Annotated in this window: 11 protein-coding genes and 1 tRNA gene; 4 read left to right on the forward strand and 8 right to left on the reverse strand. The window is 74.1% G+C overall.

Annotated elements, in window-relative coordinates:
* The first annotated feature begins 179 nt into the window (after positions 1 to 179).
* Complete coding sequence (locus tag EDJALFJO_RS19835; RefSeq protein ID WP_088288040.1) at positions 180 to 1,268, forward strand: hypothetical protein; 1,089 nt, start codon at positions 180 to 182, stop codon at positions 1,266 to 1,268.
* Between the two features lie 120 nt (positions 1,269 to 1,388).
* Here the strand turns inward: EDJALFJO_RS19835 and EDJALFJO_RS19840 are convergent, their stop codons facing one another.
* Entirely contained in the window at positions 1,389 to 2,042 is a 654-nt protein-coding gene (locus EDJALFJO_RS19840; RefSeq protein WP_158220494.1) for a TMEM175 family protein, read from the reverse strand.
* A 216-nt stretch (positions 2,043 to 2,258) separates the two neighbouring features.
* Here EDJALFJO_RS19840 and EDJALFJO_RS19845 point away from each other — a divergent pair, with 216 nt between their 5' ends.
* The 3 genes from EDJALFJO_RS19845 (at position 2,259) to EDJALFJO_RS36125 (ending at position 4,246) form a co-directional block, all read left to right on the forward strand.
* Positions 2,259 to 2,510 (forward strand): hypothetical protein, encoded by a 252-nt coding sequence (locus tag EDJALFJO_RS19845; RefSeq protein ID WP_143448665.1) that lies wholly within the window; start codon positions 2,259 to 2,261, stop codon positions 2,508 to 2,510.
* Complete coding sequence (locus tag EDJALFJO_RS19850) at positions 2,507 to 2,983, forward strand: nitroreductase/quinone reductase family protein (RefSeq protein WP_233149952.1); 477 nt, start codon at positions 2,507 to 2,509, stop codon at positions 2,981 to 2,983. The genes EDJALFJO_RS19845 and EDJALFJO_RS19850 overlap by 4 nt, the downstream gene beginning before the upstream one ends.
* 177 nt (positions 2,984 to 3,160) lie before the next feature.
* Positions 3,161 to 4,246 carry a diguanylate cyclase gene (locus tag EDJALFJO_RS36125; protein ID WP_143448666.1) on the forward strand — a complete coding sequence of 362 codons (1,086 nt, stop codon included), beginning with the start codon at positions 3,161 to 3,163 and terminating at the stop codon, positions 4,244 to 4,246.
* A gap of 346 nt (positions 4,247 to 4,592) precedes the next feature.
* On the opposite strand, the gene EDJALFJO_RS19860 is transcribed toward EDJALFJO_RS36125, so the two are convergent.
* The 7 genes from EDJALFJO_RS19860 to EDJALFJO_RS19890 form a co-directional block, all read right to left on the reverse strand.
* A complete protein-coding gene (locus EDJALFJO_RS19860; protein WP_088288044.1) occupies positions 4,593 to 5,495 on the reverse strand; it encodes a nucleotidyl transferase AbiEii/AbiGii toxin family protein in 903 nt (300 codons plus the stop codon).
* Positions 5,492 to 6,076, reverse strand: coding sequence for a type IV toxin-antitoxin system AbiEi family antitoxin (locus EDJALFJO_RS19865; protein ID WP_088288045.1), 585 nt, complete (start codon positions 6,074 to 6,076; stop codon positions 5,492 to 5,494). Before EDJALFJO_RS19865 ends, EDJALFJO_RS19860 begins: the two co-directional genes overlap by 4 nt.
* Positions 6,077 to 6,150: 74 nt before the next feature.
* Positions 6,151 to 6,483 (reverse strand): ADP-ribosylation/crystallin J1, encoded by a 333-nt coding sequence (locus EDJALFJO_RS19870; protein WP_198950475.1) that lies wholly within the window; start codon positions 6,481 to 6,483, stop codon positions 6,151 to 6,153.
* Between the two features lie 260 nt (positions 6,484 to 6,743).
* Positions 6,744 to 6,819, reverse strand: a tRNA-Lys gene (locus EDJALFJO_RS19875).
* A gap of 94 nt (positions 6,820 to 6,913) precedes the next feature.
* Positions 6,914 to 9,634, reverse strand: coding sequence for a SpoIIE family protein phosphatase (locus EDJALFJO_RS19880; protein WP_088288046.1), 2,721 nt, complete (start codon positions 9,632 to 9,634; stop codon positions 6,914 to 6,916).
* Between the two features lie 135 nt (positions 9,635 to 9,769).
* Positions 9,770 to 12,775, reverse strand: coding sequence for a SpoIIE family protein phosphatase (locus EDJALFJO_RS19885; protein ID WP_088288047.1), 3,006 nt, complete (start codon positions 12,773 to 12,775; stop codon positions 9,770 to 9,772).
* An 87-nt stretch (positions 12,776 to 12,862) separates the two neighbouring features.
* The gene (locus tag EDJALFJO_RS19890) at positions 12,863 to 14,440 is read right to left on the reverse strand and encodes a GGDEF domain-containing protein (protein WP_088288048.1); all 1,578 of its coding nucleotides are present in this window, start codon (positions 14,438 to 14,440) and stop codon (positions 12,863 to 12,865) included.
* Positions 14,441 to 14,480 lie beyond the last annotated feature (40 nt).

Consider the following 14,480-nt stretch of genomic DNA (forward strand, 5'->3'; position numbering starts at 1 on the left):
CGTTTCGCGGATCCGGCACGGGCCGCTCGCAGCGCCCGAACCTCACCCAGACGGGCTACACCTGTCACGCTCCGTGGTGTCCGTGGCGCGATGGACCCGTCTGAATTTGACGCTCAGTTACCGATAACGATATACACCGTGATCCGCCCGTCAGCAAGATCACGAACCCGGAGACGACGATGACTCCTGCCCCCCGCACACCGACCCGCTGGTACCGGGTCGCCCGCTGGCTGGCCGCCGCCGCGCTGGTCGTCCCCGCCGTCGCGGCCCTGACGGCCGCGCCCGCAGCTGCGCTGCCGGCCGGCTGGGCGCAGGTGTCGGCCGGCGACGCCCACACGTGCGCTGTCGGCCAGGACAAGACCCTGTGGTGCTGGGGTGAGAACAACCGCGGGCAGCTGGGCGTCGGGACCCAGGTCGACTCGGCCGTCCCGGTGAAGGTCCCGGGTTCGTGGCGGTCGGTGTCGGCGGGATGGCGCCACACCTGCGCCGTGAGCAACGCCGGCAACCGGTACTGCTGGGGCTACAACGGAGCCTCCAACCTCGGGCTCGGCGACCAGGTGGACCGGCTCACGCCGCAGCGGGTCCTCGGGGAGCCGACCTGGTCGTCGGTCAGCGTCGGCAACGCACTGGGCTGCGGCGTGCGCACCGACGGTCGTGGCTACTGCTGGGGCCAGGGGGCGCCGGGCGGTCCGGCCGCCCTGCCGGCCCTGGCCGGGCCGCAGGCCTGGCGGTCGCTGTCCGCCCAGAGCGACAACGACCACGTCTGCGGGGTGACGACGGCCGGCGTCCGGTTCTGCTGGGGTGTCAACGCCCAGGGGCAGCTGGGGCTCGGCGACACCGTGTCCCGGTCCGCACCGACCAGGGTCATCGGCGAAGGCAGCTGGGCCTCGGTCGCCGCGGGCGGCTACCACACCTGCGGGATCCGCTCCACGGGCGTGCTGCAGTGCTGGGGTGAGGAGCCGGCGTTCGGGACGCTCCGCCCCGTCACCGTCTCACCGTTGGTCACCTGGGCCTCGGTCAGCAGCGGCCAGGGCGGCTACTGCGCCATCAGCGCCGCGTCGAACCTCTACTGCGCAGCTGCCCATGGCCAGCTGGCGCTGACCGCTGCCCAGATGGCCTCCGTCGACCTCGCCACCTCCGGTGAGGGTGATCACGTCTGCGCGGTGTCGATCGCCGCCCGCCTGTACTGCTGGGGTGCCAACGACTCCGGTCAGCTCGGGCTCGGGTTCGCCGGTGGGCGTGTGCTCGTGCCCACGCTGGTGTCGTAGGCCCCGTCGTCGGCGCGGGGCGTCGTCGCGGCCCGGCCGCCGTCCTCTTCGAGACCCGGAGGACGGCGCCCGCCTCGACGGCGTCCCGTTGTCGGCCGGGTGTCTGCTGCGGCCGCCCGGTCAGCCCCCTTCTTCCTGCGTGACATGTCGTTCGGCGGTCTTCGAGGCGTGGGATCGGGTGCGGCCGGACCGACGGCGGCGCAGGGCGTCGATCGGTCCTGAGAGCAGGAGCAGGAGCAGCGGCCAGACGCTCGCCCGGGGGACGAGAGCGGTGAGGGCGAACGCGGTGACGAACAGGACGGCGGTGGTCCAGTGCGGCTCGTCGGCCGCGGTGGCCTGCGTCACGTCCCGTCGGAGGGCGGGGTGCGCGCTGACCCAGGCGGCCGTGGAGGCGAGCGCGAGTGAGCTGAGCGTCAGGGTGCCGACGTAGAGCGTCGACGGCCCGTGGCCGGACTGGGTGGCGAGGATCGCGGTGGGGAACGGGAGGAACGCGACCGTGAAGAGCCAGGCCAGCGTGAGGCGGACGAGCGTGGTGTCGTAAGCGCCGACGCGCTCGAAGAGCCGGTGATGTGCGACCCAGAGCCGGGCGATCACCGCGAAGCTCAGCGCGAACGCCCCGAGCTCGCCGAGATGGTCGCCCAGGAGACTGTCGAGGGGCGCCCCGGCGTCCTGGGTGGCGAGGTCGACGAGCGGCAGGACGAGCAGGGTGCACGCGATGGCGACGACGGCGTCGGCGAAGACGACGATCCGCTCGAGCCCGCGTTGTGACCCCACCTGCGCAGTATGGGCGCACGCCTGACATCGACCAGCGGGCAGGACGAGACTCCCGGGCGGCCGACACTGCCCGAGGTCAGGGCCGGCGAGGTCGGTTGGCAACGCGACTGTCCCGGTGACGTGATCGGGCAGGGAGCCGCCGGGGGACGTAGTCTTCGGGTCATCGCCCCGGCCCCCGGCGACGCGCCCGCCGCGTCATACCGTGAGGAGCTCCTGGTGGCCGACGACAGCAGCAGTGACCTGGTGAGTGAGCCGTCCCGGCGCGCGACCAAGGGGGCGTCCCGGCCGGACACCTCGAGGATGACGGCGGCCGGCCTGACCGCGTCCGCCGCCTGCGTCCTGCTCGTCCTCTACCTGTGGACCGACCCCGCCTCGAAGCTCCTCCTCGTCGTCTCCGGATTGCTCTCGCTCGCCAGCGCTGCCGTGTCGTTCTCCCTGCTGCGCGCTCGTCCCGGGTCGAGGGGATGACGGTGGCGCGCGGCGACTACCACCGTTGGATGTACCCCGGCGGGAGGCCGAACGCCTGGGCCCGTTGGCAGATCACGCTCTCCGCCTGGCTGCACGCTCGCGGGGTGATGCCGCGCCGGCTCGTCACGCTGGAGGTGCCCGGCCGGGTCAGCGGTCGCACCGTGGCGGTGCCGCTCGTCCTCACGGACCTGGACGGCGAGCGCTACCTCGTGTCGATGCTCGGCGAGCGCGTCAACTGGGTGGCGAACCTGCGCGCCAACGACAACCGCGCCACGCTCCGCCACGGCTCGGTGGAGACCGTCCGGCTCGAGGAGGTGCCGGTCGAGCAGCGACCGCGCGTCATCCAGCGGTACGTCCAGGTCGCGCCCGGCGGGCGGGCGCACATCCCGGTCGACCGGCACGCGCCGCTCGCGGCGTTCGCCGAGGTCGCTGCTGGGACGCCGGTCTTCCGCGTGGTCGCGCCGCGGTCGTAGCCTGCCGGTGACCCGCCCGTTCGGCGCGCCCCGGTCGGCCCATCGAGGTCACTCACTGTGCCGCGAGCAGCCCTTCGGCCTGGCCTTCACCGAGCGAACGCCACAGTCGGGGCTCGACCGTCCCGCTGCCAGGGCTCCCCGCGTCAAGCCGCTCTGCCCTCGTGTCGAAGAACGACCGTGGAGAAGCTTCGCGTCGTGGTGGTGGCCCAGAGCCGTCGTCTCGCGCGGGTCTGGCACACCGACTTCACCGACCCGATCGAGATGAGGCGGCTGCGCGCCCGCGTGATGGCAGCGGCGGCGCTGCTCGGGCTGGTCTCCACCCTCGGCGGGGCCGTGGCGGCCCGCCCTGCCACGGGTTCGTTCTGGGCCGTGCCGGCGGCGATCGTCACTTACCTGCTGTGCTTGATCGGGTGGACGCGCCGGGGGGCACGAGCGGGAGACACCGAGTTCCTGCTGATGATCCTCGTCAGTCACGTGTTCGGGATGGTCTCGGTCCTGGTCGGGATCGGGCGGGGGCAGGTGTCGGTCACGGCGCTCAGCCTCGTCAGCGTCGCGTTGATGGGGGGCGTCTTCTGCGGACGCCGCAGCGACGTCGTCGTCCAGGCACTGTTCGGCTCGGCGATGATCGCGCTGTCGGGGGTGCTGGGTGCGGGCGGCCCGCACTGGCCGCAGGAGGTGTCGACAGGAGCGTTCGACCTGATCGCCGTCTCGGCCGTCGTCCGTCTGCTCCGGGACATGGCGGTGGCCGCCGTCGAACGGGCCAAGCACGGCGAGGTCACCGACCCGCTCACAGGGCTGGCCAACCGCCGCGGCCTCGAGCAGCAGGGCGCCCGCAGCTGGTCCACACGGGCCCGGGAGCGTGCGCCGTTGGCGGTGCTCGTGATCGACGTCGACCACTTCAAGCGGGTCAACGACAGCCAGGGGCACGCCGCGGGGGACGAGATCCTGCGCCGGCTCGCCGACCTCATCGCGGCGAACATGCGGCACGAGGACGACGTCACCGTGCGGCTTGGCGGCGAGGAGTTCTTCGTGCTGTGCGCCGTGACCCCGGGCGAGGCCGTCCACATCGCCGAGCGGCTTCGTGAGCAGGTCGAGGCCGAGCTCGCCCCCGTGACGATCAGCATCGGTGTCCACGAGATGCTGCCTGGCGCCGACGACCCGCTGCCAGACTCGCTGTGGACAGCGGTGGACGTCGCGGACCGGGCGCTCTACGTCGCCAAGAACGGCGGACGCAACCGCGTCGTCCTCGCACTTCCTGCCTGATGTGATCTTCGGCAGGGCATACGTCGCCGGTGCTGCGACCGACAATCCCGTTTCGCCTCCGGTCGGGCCCCAGAACGAACAGGTCCGAACCCCGTGAGGGTTCGGACCTGTTCCGATGTCTTGCGACATCACAAAGGTGGGCCCCGAGGGGATCGAACCCTCAACACGCGGATCAAAAGGACTCTGATGAATGGCTACCAGGGTCTCATGGCGCCTCACGGGTGACGTCTCTGGTCACTCTGTTCGCCCAGGACCGACCCGGTGCGCAGGAGTTCGTGTCATGTCGGTGTCACGACGTGTGTAGTGCGACAACTTTCGTCGAATGGTCGCCCTCTCGTCTGCTCGTTCATTCCCACGCTCGCGCCGTGGCCGACCAGGCGCCGGCGTGTTCGTCGCCGAGAAGCGGGTCGGCGAACGCGATGACGTCCTCGAGTAGGTGGGCGAGGTCGGGAGGGAGGGTGAGGCTGTCTTCCTCGACCCGGGTCAGGAAGGCCGTGTAGACGTCGCTGCGCAGTGTGGCCAGGTCGCCGACGGCGTCGGACAGTGGCCGTAGTTCGACGCCGCGGTGGCGGGCGGTGGCCGCCAGTGCGCTGCGGAGGTCGGTGGCGTCGAGGGCGTGGCGGCGGGTGAGGATCCAGATGTCGGCGTAGTCGCGGACCCTGGTGCTGGTGTCGCCGAGGTCGATCGCGGTGCAGAGCTTCTCGGCGATGACGGTGGACATCGGGTAGCCCAGGATCCGCACTGGAGGGTGTTCCTCGCGCAAGGTCGGGTAGTCGATGACCTGCGGGCCAGGCGTCACGGGGTCGCCGAAGTTGATGTCGAGCTGGATCTTGACGGTGGCGGTCGCGATCGAGGCCTGCATGGTGACGCGGACGCCGGAGTAGAGGTTCTCCTCGCGGATCAAACGTGCTCGCGCTGTCTGCGGATGGAAGAGCACGCCGTCGTCGTCCGTGGGTTCGGCGCCGGCTACTTCGCGGACGCGGGACAGGGCGGCGTCCTCGTCGTTCGGGAAGCCGGTGGCGAGCAGGTCGGCGTCCACGGTGGCGCGGCGGGCGTCGAAGGCGGCCAGGAGCATCCCGCCCTTGAGGACGAACGCGCCGGAGTGCTGGCTGGCCGCGAGGCGGGCTAGGAAGCGTTCGAGGGCGTACAGCACGAGGAGTTCCTGCGTGGGCCGGCCTTCGCGGCGGGCCCGGTTCTGCAGGTCCAGATATGCCCGGCCGCCGGCGTCGGCCCGGGTCGGGCGGCTCACGAGGCCTCCAGCACGTCGACGGCCGCCCTGACCGGGCCGAGGATGTCCAGAGGACGCGCGAGCTCGACGAGCGCTGCGGGTCGCCCGCCGCGGGTCAAGTAGCGGCGGAGAGCGACGAGAGCCAGGGGTTCGCCGATGCTGCGCCGCAGTCGCATGAGATCGACGACGGTCCGGGCTGGGTTCGTGATGCGGACGGTCTCTCCCGGGGCGGCCTCGAAGGTCTCCATGCCGAGGTCGAACGTCGCCGCCGCGAACTTGAAGACCTCGACGGGTGGGTAGGCGATCTGCGGGGGACGGGTACCCCGCGGGACGGCGATCTGCACGGCTCGCGGGATCTCGTCCGTCAGGTCGTGGACCTCGGCCGCGGACACCAGGCACACCGCCGCCCGAGGCGCCCGGCGTGACACCGCCAGCAGGTCCGGGTAGGACGCCGCCGGTGCGTCCGTCCGGCGGAAGACGCCGCGGGACAGCTCCGTCGTCAGTCCCTCGTCCCGCCAGCGGTACACGTCGCGTGAGTGGACGCCCGCGCCGAGAGCCTGGCCCGTGGTGAAGGTCGCAGGCAGTGCACGGGGCAGGTCCATGGATGAAAGTGTACCCAAAGGCTCATCTAGTGGATACATATTTCACCAGAGGTCTCGCAGGCTGCCCCGACGCATCAGCGGTACTCGGCAACGACCTCGATAGGACCGACCAGATGCCGGTTGAACTCATCGAGGTCCTCGGATGGGATCCAGTACTCGAGGATGTCCCGGCCACCGACCTGGTGGACCTCGTATCGGTCCAGGAACGACTTCTCGACGCGGAACCGGGTCACGTAACCCACCCCGGACTTCGGGACGTTCCACTCACGGGCGATCCGCATCGCATACGCCTCGGACAGAACGGGGTAGAAGATCGGCTGCTCGGGCAGTCGGGCCGGCCACGCGCAGAACCCGCTCTCGGCCACCAGTGCCAACTCGGCGGGCCCGGTGGGTCGCCACAGGGCCACGCTCTCCGGGGACGAGGTTGCGGACAGCGCAGCAGGATCGCGTCGGTCGAGGGCTCGGCTCAACCCAATTGGTCCCGTCGGACGAGGACTCCGCTGCTCGATGCCACTTCACTCTCACCGATCAACTCCGGTCAACCGCTGTCACGATCGCGTGGCCTCAAGACCGGCTCGTGACACGAACCCGAGTGTTCGAGAGTGACCAGATGGATAGAGGCAAACACAAAACCCCTGGTCAGAGGTGGGCCCCGTGGTGGGCCCCGTGGTGGGCCCCGTGGGGATCGAACCCACAACCCGCGGATTAAAAGTCCGCTGCTCTGCCGATTGAGCTAGAGGCCCGGAGCGATCCTGCGTGCCGCAGGAGCCCCGCACACAGTATCCCGGGTGCCCGCCACGGGTCCCGGCCGATGCACGGCGGACGAAGGCGAGGGCGTCACCAGTCCTCACCCGTGAGCCGCACGACGAGCAGGGCCGTGTCGTCGGTCGCGTCGGGCGTGAGCATCGCGTGCGTGAGGTGCTCGCAGACCCCGGGCAGCGGCACGGGGACGCCCTCGACCGCAGGCGACTGGACCCCTGCACGGGCGTGCTCGGCGAACGTCTCGAGGCTGACCGTCAGCGACTCGCCGCGGCGTTCGACGAGGCCGTCGGTGTAGAGGACGAGGGTGTCGTCGGGGTCGAGGGTGGTGCGGGCGGTGGGGCGGGCGCCGATGCCGGGGACGCCGAGGAGCGGGGCGAGGCCCTCGTCGAGGAAGCGCGGGGTGCCGGTCGCGGGCACGACGAGGGGCGGCGGGTGGCCGGCGCAGGTGTAGGACAGGGCGCCGGAGCGCGGGTCGAGGACGGCGTAGAACAGGCTCGTCATGGGGGCGCCGTCGATCTGGTCGACGTAGTCGTCGAGGCGTTCCACGAGCGCGGCGGGGTCGGTCACGACCGGCGCGAGGGCGCGCAGGGTGCTCCGGAGCTGGCCCATCGCGGCGGCGGCGGCGAGCGAGTGGCCGGCGACGTCGCCGATGACGAGGGCGGCCCAGCCGCCGGGCAGGGCGATGACGTCGTACCAGTCGCCGCCGATCTGCAGCTCGAGCGTGCCGGGGCGGTAGACGGTGGCGGCCTCGACGCCGGGGACGTCGTCCGGGCGGCCGAGGAGCGAGCGCTGCAGCTCGACGGCGATCGAGTGCTCGCGCTCGGCGGCGGCGGCGCGCCCGAGCGACTGGCCCGCGACCTGGCCGAGGGTGACGAGCAGGGACAGCTGCTCGGCGTCGAACGGCTGCGGCCCGGCGAACCCGAGCGCGAGCCCGCCCTGCAGCGTCGACGACAGGAACGGCACGGCCGCCCAGGTCGACTCCTCGCTCGCGGCGAGCACCGGGGCGAACTCCGGGTAGCGCTCGTAGGCGTCCGCGATCGAGGGCAGCGTCACCACCTCGCCGGTGCGGACGGCGTCCGCGAGCGGGGTCGCGGCGTCGGCGACGGTCTTGCCGGTCTCGTCGAGGTCGGGGTCCATCGGGCGGCCGCGGGTGGCCGCCGTCGTGAACCGGCCGTCCGGGCCGACGACGCGGATCACCGCGCTGCTCGCGGACACCGCCCCGAGCCCGTGCCCGAGGACGGCGTCGAGCACGGCCTCGGTGCTCGTCGCCGCGGCCATGAGGGCGACGACCTCCTGCAGGGCCGTGAGGTGCTCGGTGTGCCGGCGCTGCGCCTCGAAGAGCCGGCCGCGCTCGAGCGCGAGCCCGGCCTGCGCGCCGACCGCCGTCGCGAGCGAGGCGAAGTCGTCGTCGAAGTCGCGGGCGTCGACGAAGCCCCAGCCGAGCGCGCCGATCGCCCGGCCGTCGACGACGACCGGCACCCCGGCGACCGCCTCGAACGTCGCCGGCAGCTCGCCCGCGGCGGGGAACGTCGCGAGCACCTGCTCCCGCCCGCTCGCACAGACGAACCGGCCGCTCTCGTAGGCCGCGGTGAGCGGCACCGCGCGGTCCCCGGCGAGGACGACGTCGAGCCGCGCCCGCTGCTCGTCGTCGTACCCGTGCGCCGTGAGCGCCCGCAGCCGCCCGCCCGGCCCGGGGACGGCGAGCACCGCCGTCCGGCTGCCGAGCGCACCCGCGGTGAGCTCGGCGATGACGGCGACGATCTGCGCCGGCGTGGTCAGCCCGGACAGTCGCGCCGTGACGCCCTGGAGCAGCTCGGCCCGGGCCCGCGCCCGCTGCTCGGCGTCGAGCAGCCGGCTGCGCTCGGTCGCGGCCTCGGCCCGCAGCTCGGCCGACCGCCGGGCGTCCTCGGCCTCCCGCCGTCGGCGCACCGACTCCTCGCGCTCGCCGATCTCCGCGGCGAGCGACAGGCCGACCACGACGACGAGCCCGATGAGCAGGTTGAGCGCGAACCACGTCGCGTCCTCGGAGACGCCGTCGGGCACCCGGATCCGCCCGGTCGCCGAGGCCTCGCCGAGGATCGTCGCCATCGCCAGCCCGGCCAGACCCACCCCGCGGGTGCCGAGCAGGAACGCCACCGCGACGAGCAGCAGCACGAGCAGGTAGCCCAGCCACACGACGTCCCAGCGGAAGATCGCGAGCGACGCCAGCACGCAGACGACGAGGAGGGCGACCCCGAGCGGGCTGCGCAGCCGCCGCCGGGTCGCGTCGTCCCCCGACTGCCACCCGAGCACAGCCCCGCCGACGAGCAGGACGCCGAGCCCGTCGCCGAGCAGCCAGCGCGCGGCGAACAGCCACCAGTCCCGCGACCCGCCGTCCAGGGTGTTCGTCGTCGCGGCGACGAGCGCGCCGACGAGCGGCCCGCCGACGCAGGCGCACAGCAGGAACGTCCAGAGGTCGCGGCGGACGGCGAGGTCCGGGCGGCGGACGGCGGCCCGCAGCAGCGCCGCACCGACGAGCGGCTCGAGGGTGTTCGCCAGCGCGTAACCGACCGAGCCTGCGGGGCCGAGCCCGCTCGTGAGGTCGATCGTCAGCTCGGTGGCCCCGACCGCGAGCAGGATCCACGGCCAGCGCTGCCGCCGGGTCAGGGTGAGCGCCGAGAGGGTCACGCCGGCGGCGGGGAAGAAGCCCGGCCCCAGCCCGCTGGAGTCGAACCACACCAGGGTGACCTTCGCCCCGAGGGCGTAGAGGCCGGCCGTGAGCAGCGCCAGACCAGCGGTGCCGGCGGCTCTGCGCATGGGACTGACCTCCGTCGACGTGGCCGCGCGTGTCGTGGGCCGGTCGTCTCCCGGCGGCCGCGCTGGCGGTCGCCACCGACGGACACGGACGTTACTGCGTGGCCGGGCCGGGGGTCGCGCGTCCGCGGGAGAACCTCAGACCGGCGGCCGGGTCAGCACGAGGAGCGCCACGTCGTCGGCGAGGGCGCGCTCGCCGATGCACCGGGCGAGCACCGCCTCGGCGACCCGGTCCGCCGACCCGGGCGCCCAGCGGCCGTCGGGGCCGGTGAGGACCACCGCGGCGGCCGCCCCGACGAGCGCGGTGATCCCGTCGTCGAGCGTCGCGAGCCGGTCCTCGACGAGGCCGTCGGTGTAGCCGACGAGCGCGCTCCCGGGCGGGAACGGGACGGTGACCGGCGCACCCCGCGACGGCTGCCCCGAGCGGTCGACGAGCCCGCTCACCCCGAGCAGCGGCCCGCGGGCGCCCTCGAGCGGTGCGGTCGCGCCGTCCGGCCCCCGCAGGACGAGCGGCGGGTGACCGGCGTGCGTGTACGTGAGCGTCCCGGCGGTGACGTCGACGACCGCGACGACCGCCGTCGCGAGCGAGACCGTCGCCACCTGCCCGGTCACCTGCTCGGCCCGGTCGAAGACCCGTTCCAGCGGCACGCCGGCGGCGAGCAGCGTCGACAGCACGGTGCGCAGCTGGGCCATGTCGGCCGCCGCCTCCATCCCGTGCCCGGCGACGTCGCCGAGGACGACGGCGAGCCGGCCGTCGGGCAGGACGAGCCCGTCGTAGAAGTCGCCGCCGATCCCGACCGACGTCTGCGCGGCCCGGTAGGTCGCGTGCATCTCCAGGCCGTCGACCTCGGGCATCGGTCGCAGGAAGCGGCGCTGGAGCCCCTCGACGAGCTCGTGCTCCGCGGCGTGCAGCCGGGCCCGCTCGACGGTCTGCCCGCAGAGCTCCGTGACGGTGTCGAGGGTGGCCCGCAGCACCGGGTCGAGGACGACGGGCACGTCCCAGCCGAGCTCGAGGGTCCCGAGCGGGGAGTCCGTGCTGTCGCGCAGGACGAGGACGACGGACGCCGGCCGGTGGGCCGCCGCGAGGTCCGTGGCCCCGAGCGCGGACAGCGCCGCGCTCTCCGGCCGGACCGGCTGCTCGCCCTCGAGGATCCGCAGCCGCGCCCGGGACGCGCCGACGACGGCGGGAGCGAGCCGGCCCACCGCGCAGGCGACGTCCGCGGCGGTGACGGCGGAGGCCAGCTCCTGCGCGAGCTCGGCGAGCGCACCGGTGCGCTGCGCGGCCACCACGTGGGCGTCGGTGAGCCGGGCCCGCTCGAACGCCTGAGCGCACAGCTCGGCGACGGTCTCGACCCGCGCGGTCAGCTCGTCGTCGAGGGAGTCGGTGCTGGCCCAGCCCATCGTGAGCGCCCCGAACGCCCGGCCCGCCGCGTCGAGCAGCGGCGTCGCCACCGAGAGCGTCACGCCGGCGGCGGCGCGGTCGGCCTGCACCTGGGCGGCGACACCGGCGTCGCCGCCGACGTCCCGCGGCCGGACCGGGTCGCTGAGGACGACGGTGCGCTGCTCCCGGACGGCGCGGACGACGTCCAGCGGCGAGCTCAGCGGCAGCGCCCGGTAGCGCAGCCTGAGCTCCTCGGGGAGGTCGGGAGGCTGGAGCAGGGAGAGCGTCCCGCCGTCGGGGTCGGCGAGCCCGACCGTGGCGAACCGGCTGCCGACCGCCGCGCTGGCGTGCACGCCGATCGCGTCGCCCACCTCGGCCACGGTCGCGGCGGCGTTGAGCCGGCGGGCGAGGACGGCGAGCGCCGTGGCCTGGTCCACCGACCGGCGCCGGGCGGTGATGTCGGTCGCGGACGGCACGAGTGCGACGACCGCGCCGTCCTCGACGACCGGCACCAGCTGGTAGTCGATGAGGATCGTGCCGTGCGCCATCCGCACCTCGAGCTCGAACCGGCTCGTCCGGCCGCGCTGCCCCGCGAGCACCGACGCGTGCGCACGCTGGACGACGTCGTCGTCCCAGGTGAACCAGGAGGTCTCCCAGAGCTTGCGGCCGACGACGTCCGCCATCGTCAGCCCGCCGGCCTCGACCGCCGTCCGGTTCGCCTCGACGAGCGTCCCGTCGGGCAGGCAGAGCCCGACGAAGGAGAAGAGCGAGTCGATGAGCTGGCGCAGCCGGCGCTCGCTGCGCCGCTGCGCCGTGACGTCGGAGAGCACCGCGACGACACCGAGCACCTCGCCGGACGGCGACCGCACCCGGTGGAAGTCCTCGACCCAGGTCCTCAGGTGGGGGGAGGCGGGCGTCCGGCCGGTGATCTCGACGTCCCGCAGCGGCTCGCCGGTCTCGAGCACCCGGCGCAGGACGGCGACCGCGTCGTCCCCGATGTCCGGGAGCACGTCGGTGAGGTGGCGGCCGAGGTGGTCCTCGACGGGCACCCCGTTGACGGCGGCGAGGGCCGGGTTGACCATGGCGAACCGCAGGTCGGGGTCGAGGAGGGCGAGCCCGATCGGGGCCTCCTCGAACAGCGCCCGCAGGAGGGCGCGCACCTCCTGGCCCGGGGCGGGGACGGTGACGTCCGCGGGATGCGCCGGGGAGGGGACCGGCGGACCGGACGGCGCACGCGGCGGCGGTGCGTCGGCGCCGGCGCGCAGCGCGAGCCCCGCGAGGTCGGCGACGGTCGTGAGGAAGGCCGCCCCGTCCCGGTCCGGGCGGCGCTCGTCGGCCCAGCCGAGCAGGAGCAGGCCGACGAGCCGTGCGCCGACCACCAGCGGCAGCGTCGCCGACGCGCCCTGCGGGCCGGCCGTGCCGGCCAGGGCCGGGAAGCGTTCCTCGTGCTCCGCGCGCGATGAGAGCAGGACGGGCTCCCGCAGGACGGCGGCGTGGGCCACCGGGGTGCCCGGGACGAGCCCTCCGGCGTACCGGGCGAGGTCGTGCGGCCCGAGCCCGACGGCGGCCGCGACCTCGAGCGCGCCCTGTGCCCCGATGCGCAGGAGGGCGCCGGTCGTCGCGCCGCAACCGGCGACGGCCTGGGTGAGCACGAGCGTCGGCGCGTCGGTCTCGTCCGGCGTCGCGACGAGGGTGTGCAGCACGAGGCGGACGCGTTCGAGCGCGTCGCGCGTGCGCGCGTCGGTGCCCTCGCCGGCGTCCACGGGCCGCCTCCCATCCCCCCGGGTCCGTCATTGTCGCCCACGCGGCCCGTGGCGGTCGACCACGGTCGACGGTCGCGCAGATGGACGTCAGGCGTCGGTGCAGAGCCGTCCGCGGCCGAGCGCCTTGGCCCGGTAGAGCTGGGTGTCCGCTGCCCGGAGCAGGTCGTCCACGGCCGGGGAGGGGCCGACCGCCAGGCCGGCGCTCACCGTCACCCGGAGGCCGGGGGACAGGTCCTCCCAGCCGAGCGCGTGGACGGCGTCGACGATCTGGTCGCCGCGGCGCCGTGCGTCCTGGCCGTGGACGGTGTCCAGCAGCAGCACGAACTCGTCGCCGCCGAGCCGGACGACGAGGTCAGACGGTCGGCAGTGCTCGGCGAGGACGGCGACGACGCGGCGCAGGACGTCGTCCCCGACGGCGTGGCCGAGGACGTCGTTGACCCGTTTGAAGTGGTCCAGGTCGACCATGAGCACCGCGAGGTGGTGGTCCTCGGGGTTGCGCCGCAGCCGCGTGAGGTGCCGGGCGTAGGCGTGCCGGTTCGCTGCGCCGGTCAGCTCGTCGAGGTAGGCGCGCTCGGCGAGCCGGGCGTTCTCGAGCTTGATCCGCTCCGCCTCCAGGCGGGCCCGGGCCGCGCCGAGGAGCTTGATCCGGGCGCTCCAGCGCAGGGCCGTCAGCTCGTCGACGTAGCGGGTCGAGGCAGGTGTCGCGCCGAGCCGGGCGGCGACGCCGAGGGCCATCATCCGGATCGTCGGCAGGTAGTCGTCGCTGAGCCGGGTGAGGGACTGCTCGACGAGGTCGGCCGCGACGTCGTCCCGGCCCGCCGCGAGCGCGCGGACCGCACCGCCGAGGCGGGCGCAGCCGAGGTACCCGGGCCACGACGAGGTCTCGACGCCGGCGCAGACCTCGTCGTACGGCGCGGGCTCGGTGTCACCGGCGATCGCGGCGAGCAGGTAGTGCACGGACGCGTTGTCCCGCAGCCACTGCGGCGGCAGGTCGTGGACGACGTCCGCGGGCAGCGGGCGCCGGTCGGCGGCGCGCCGGCGGGCGTCGTCGGTGAGGCCGGCCTCGGCGAGCGCGCACGTCCAGGCGGCGTGCGCCTCGCTGCGGTTCAGTGCCACGACGCGCCGGTTGAACAGACGGGTGCCCTCCAGGCCCGGTGGCAGCGGCACGGCGAGCGCCTCGTCGGCCCGCTCGTACATCTCCTCCTCGAGCTCCCAGAGGTTGCGGTGGCCGTAGCCCAGGCCGCACGCGATGTAGGCGACGGGGCGGTGGACGGCGGAGCCGCGGCCGTCGTCGAGGAGCGCGACCGCCCGGGCGAGCGCGGCGTCCGGTGCGGCCGGGCCCTCGCCCCGGTCGCGCTCGGGGAGCTCGCCGCGGGTCGCGACGACGAGCGCGCGCAGGGCGTCGTCGTCGGCGGCCTCGGCCTCGGCCTCCATCCGGTCGATGAGCTCCACGGAGTCGTCCCCGTTGAGCAGGGCGTGCGCGTAGACCGCGTAGTGGCTGAGCAGCGCGACGTCGTGCCAGCCGCGGGCGGCCGCCAGGTCGAGGAGGTCGGTCGGCGCGGTGCCGAGCGGCCCGCTCTGCGACTGCTCGAGCAGCGCGTAGCCGGCGACCACCGCCTCGGCGTGCGCGGGGTCCGCGGCGGACCACTCGGGCGCGACGACCATGCCCGAGGATTGCATGCTCCACCCATCGGCCACCGGACCG

Source organism: Kineosporia sp. A_224 (assembly GCF_002198655.1).
GTDB lineage: Bacteria > Actinomycetota > Actinomycetes > Actinomycetales > Kineosporiaceae > R-H-3.

Bases quoted from the DNA above. Each gene is read 5' to 3' on its own strand.
- EDJALFJO_RS19835 (WP_088288040.1), top strand. From the start codon at position 180: ATGACTCCTGCCCCCCGCACACCGACCCGCTGGTACCGGGTCGCCCGC.
- EDJALFJO_RS19850 (WP_233149952.1), top strand. From the start codon at position 2,507: ATGACGGTGGCGCGCGGCGACTACCACCGTTGGATGTACCCCGGCGGG.
- EDJALFJO_RS19865 (WP_088288045.1), bottom strand. From the start codon at position 6,076: ATGGACCTGCCCCGTGCACTGCCTGCGACCTTCACCACGGGCCAGGCT.
- EDJALFJO_RS19880 (WP_088288046.1), bottom strand. From the start codon at position 9,634: ATGCGCAGAGCCGCCGGCACCGCTGGTCTGGCGCTGCTCACGGCCGGC.
- EDJALFJO_RS19890 (WP_088288048.1), bottom strand. From the start codon at position 14,440: ATGGTCGTCGCGCCCGAGTGGTCCGCCGCGGACCCCGCGCACGCCGAG.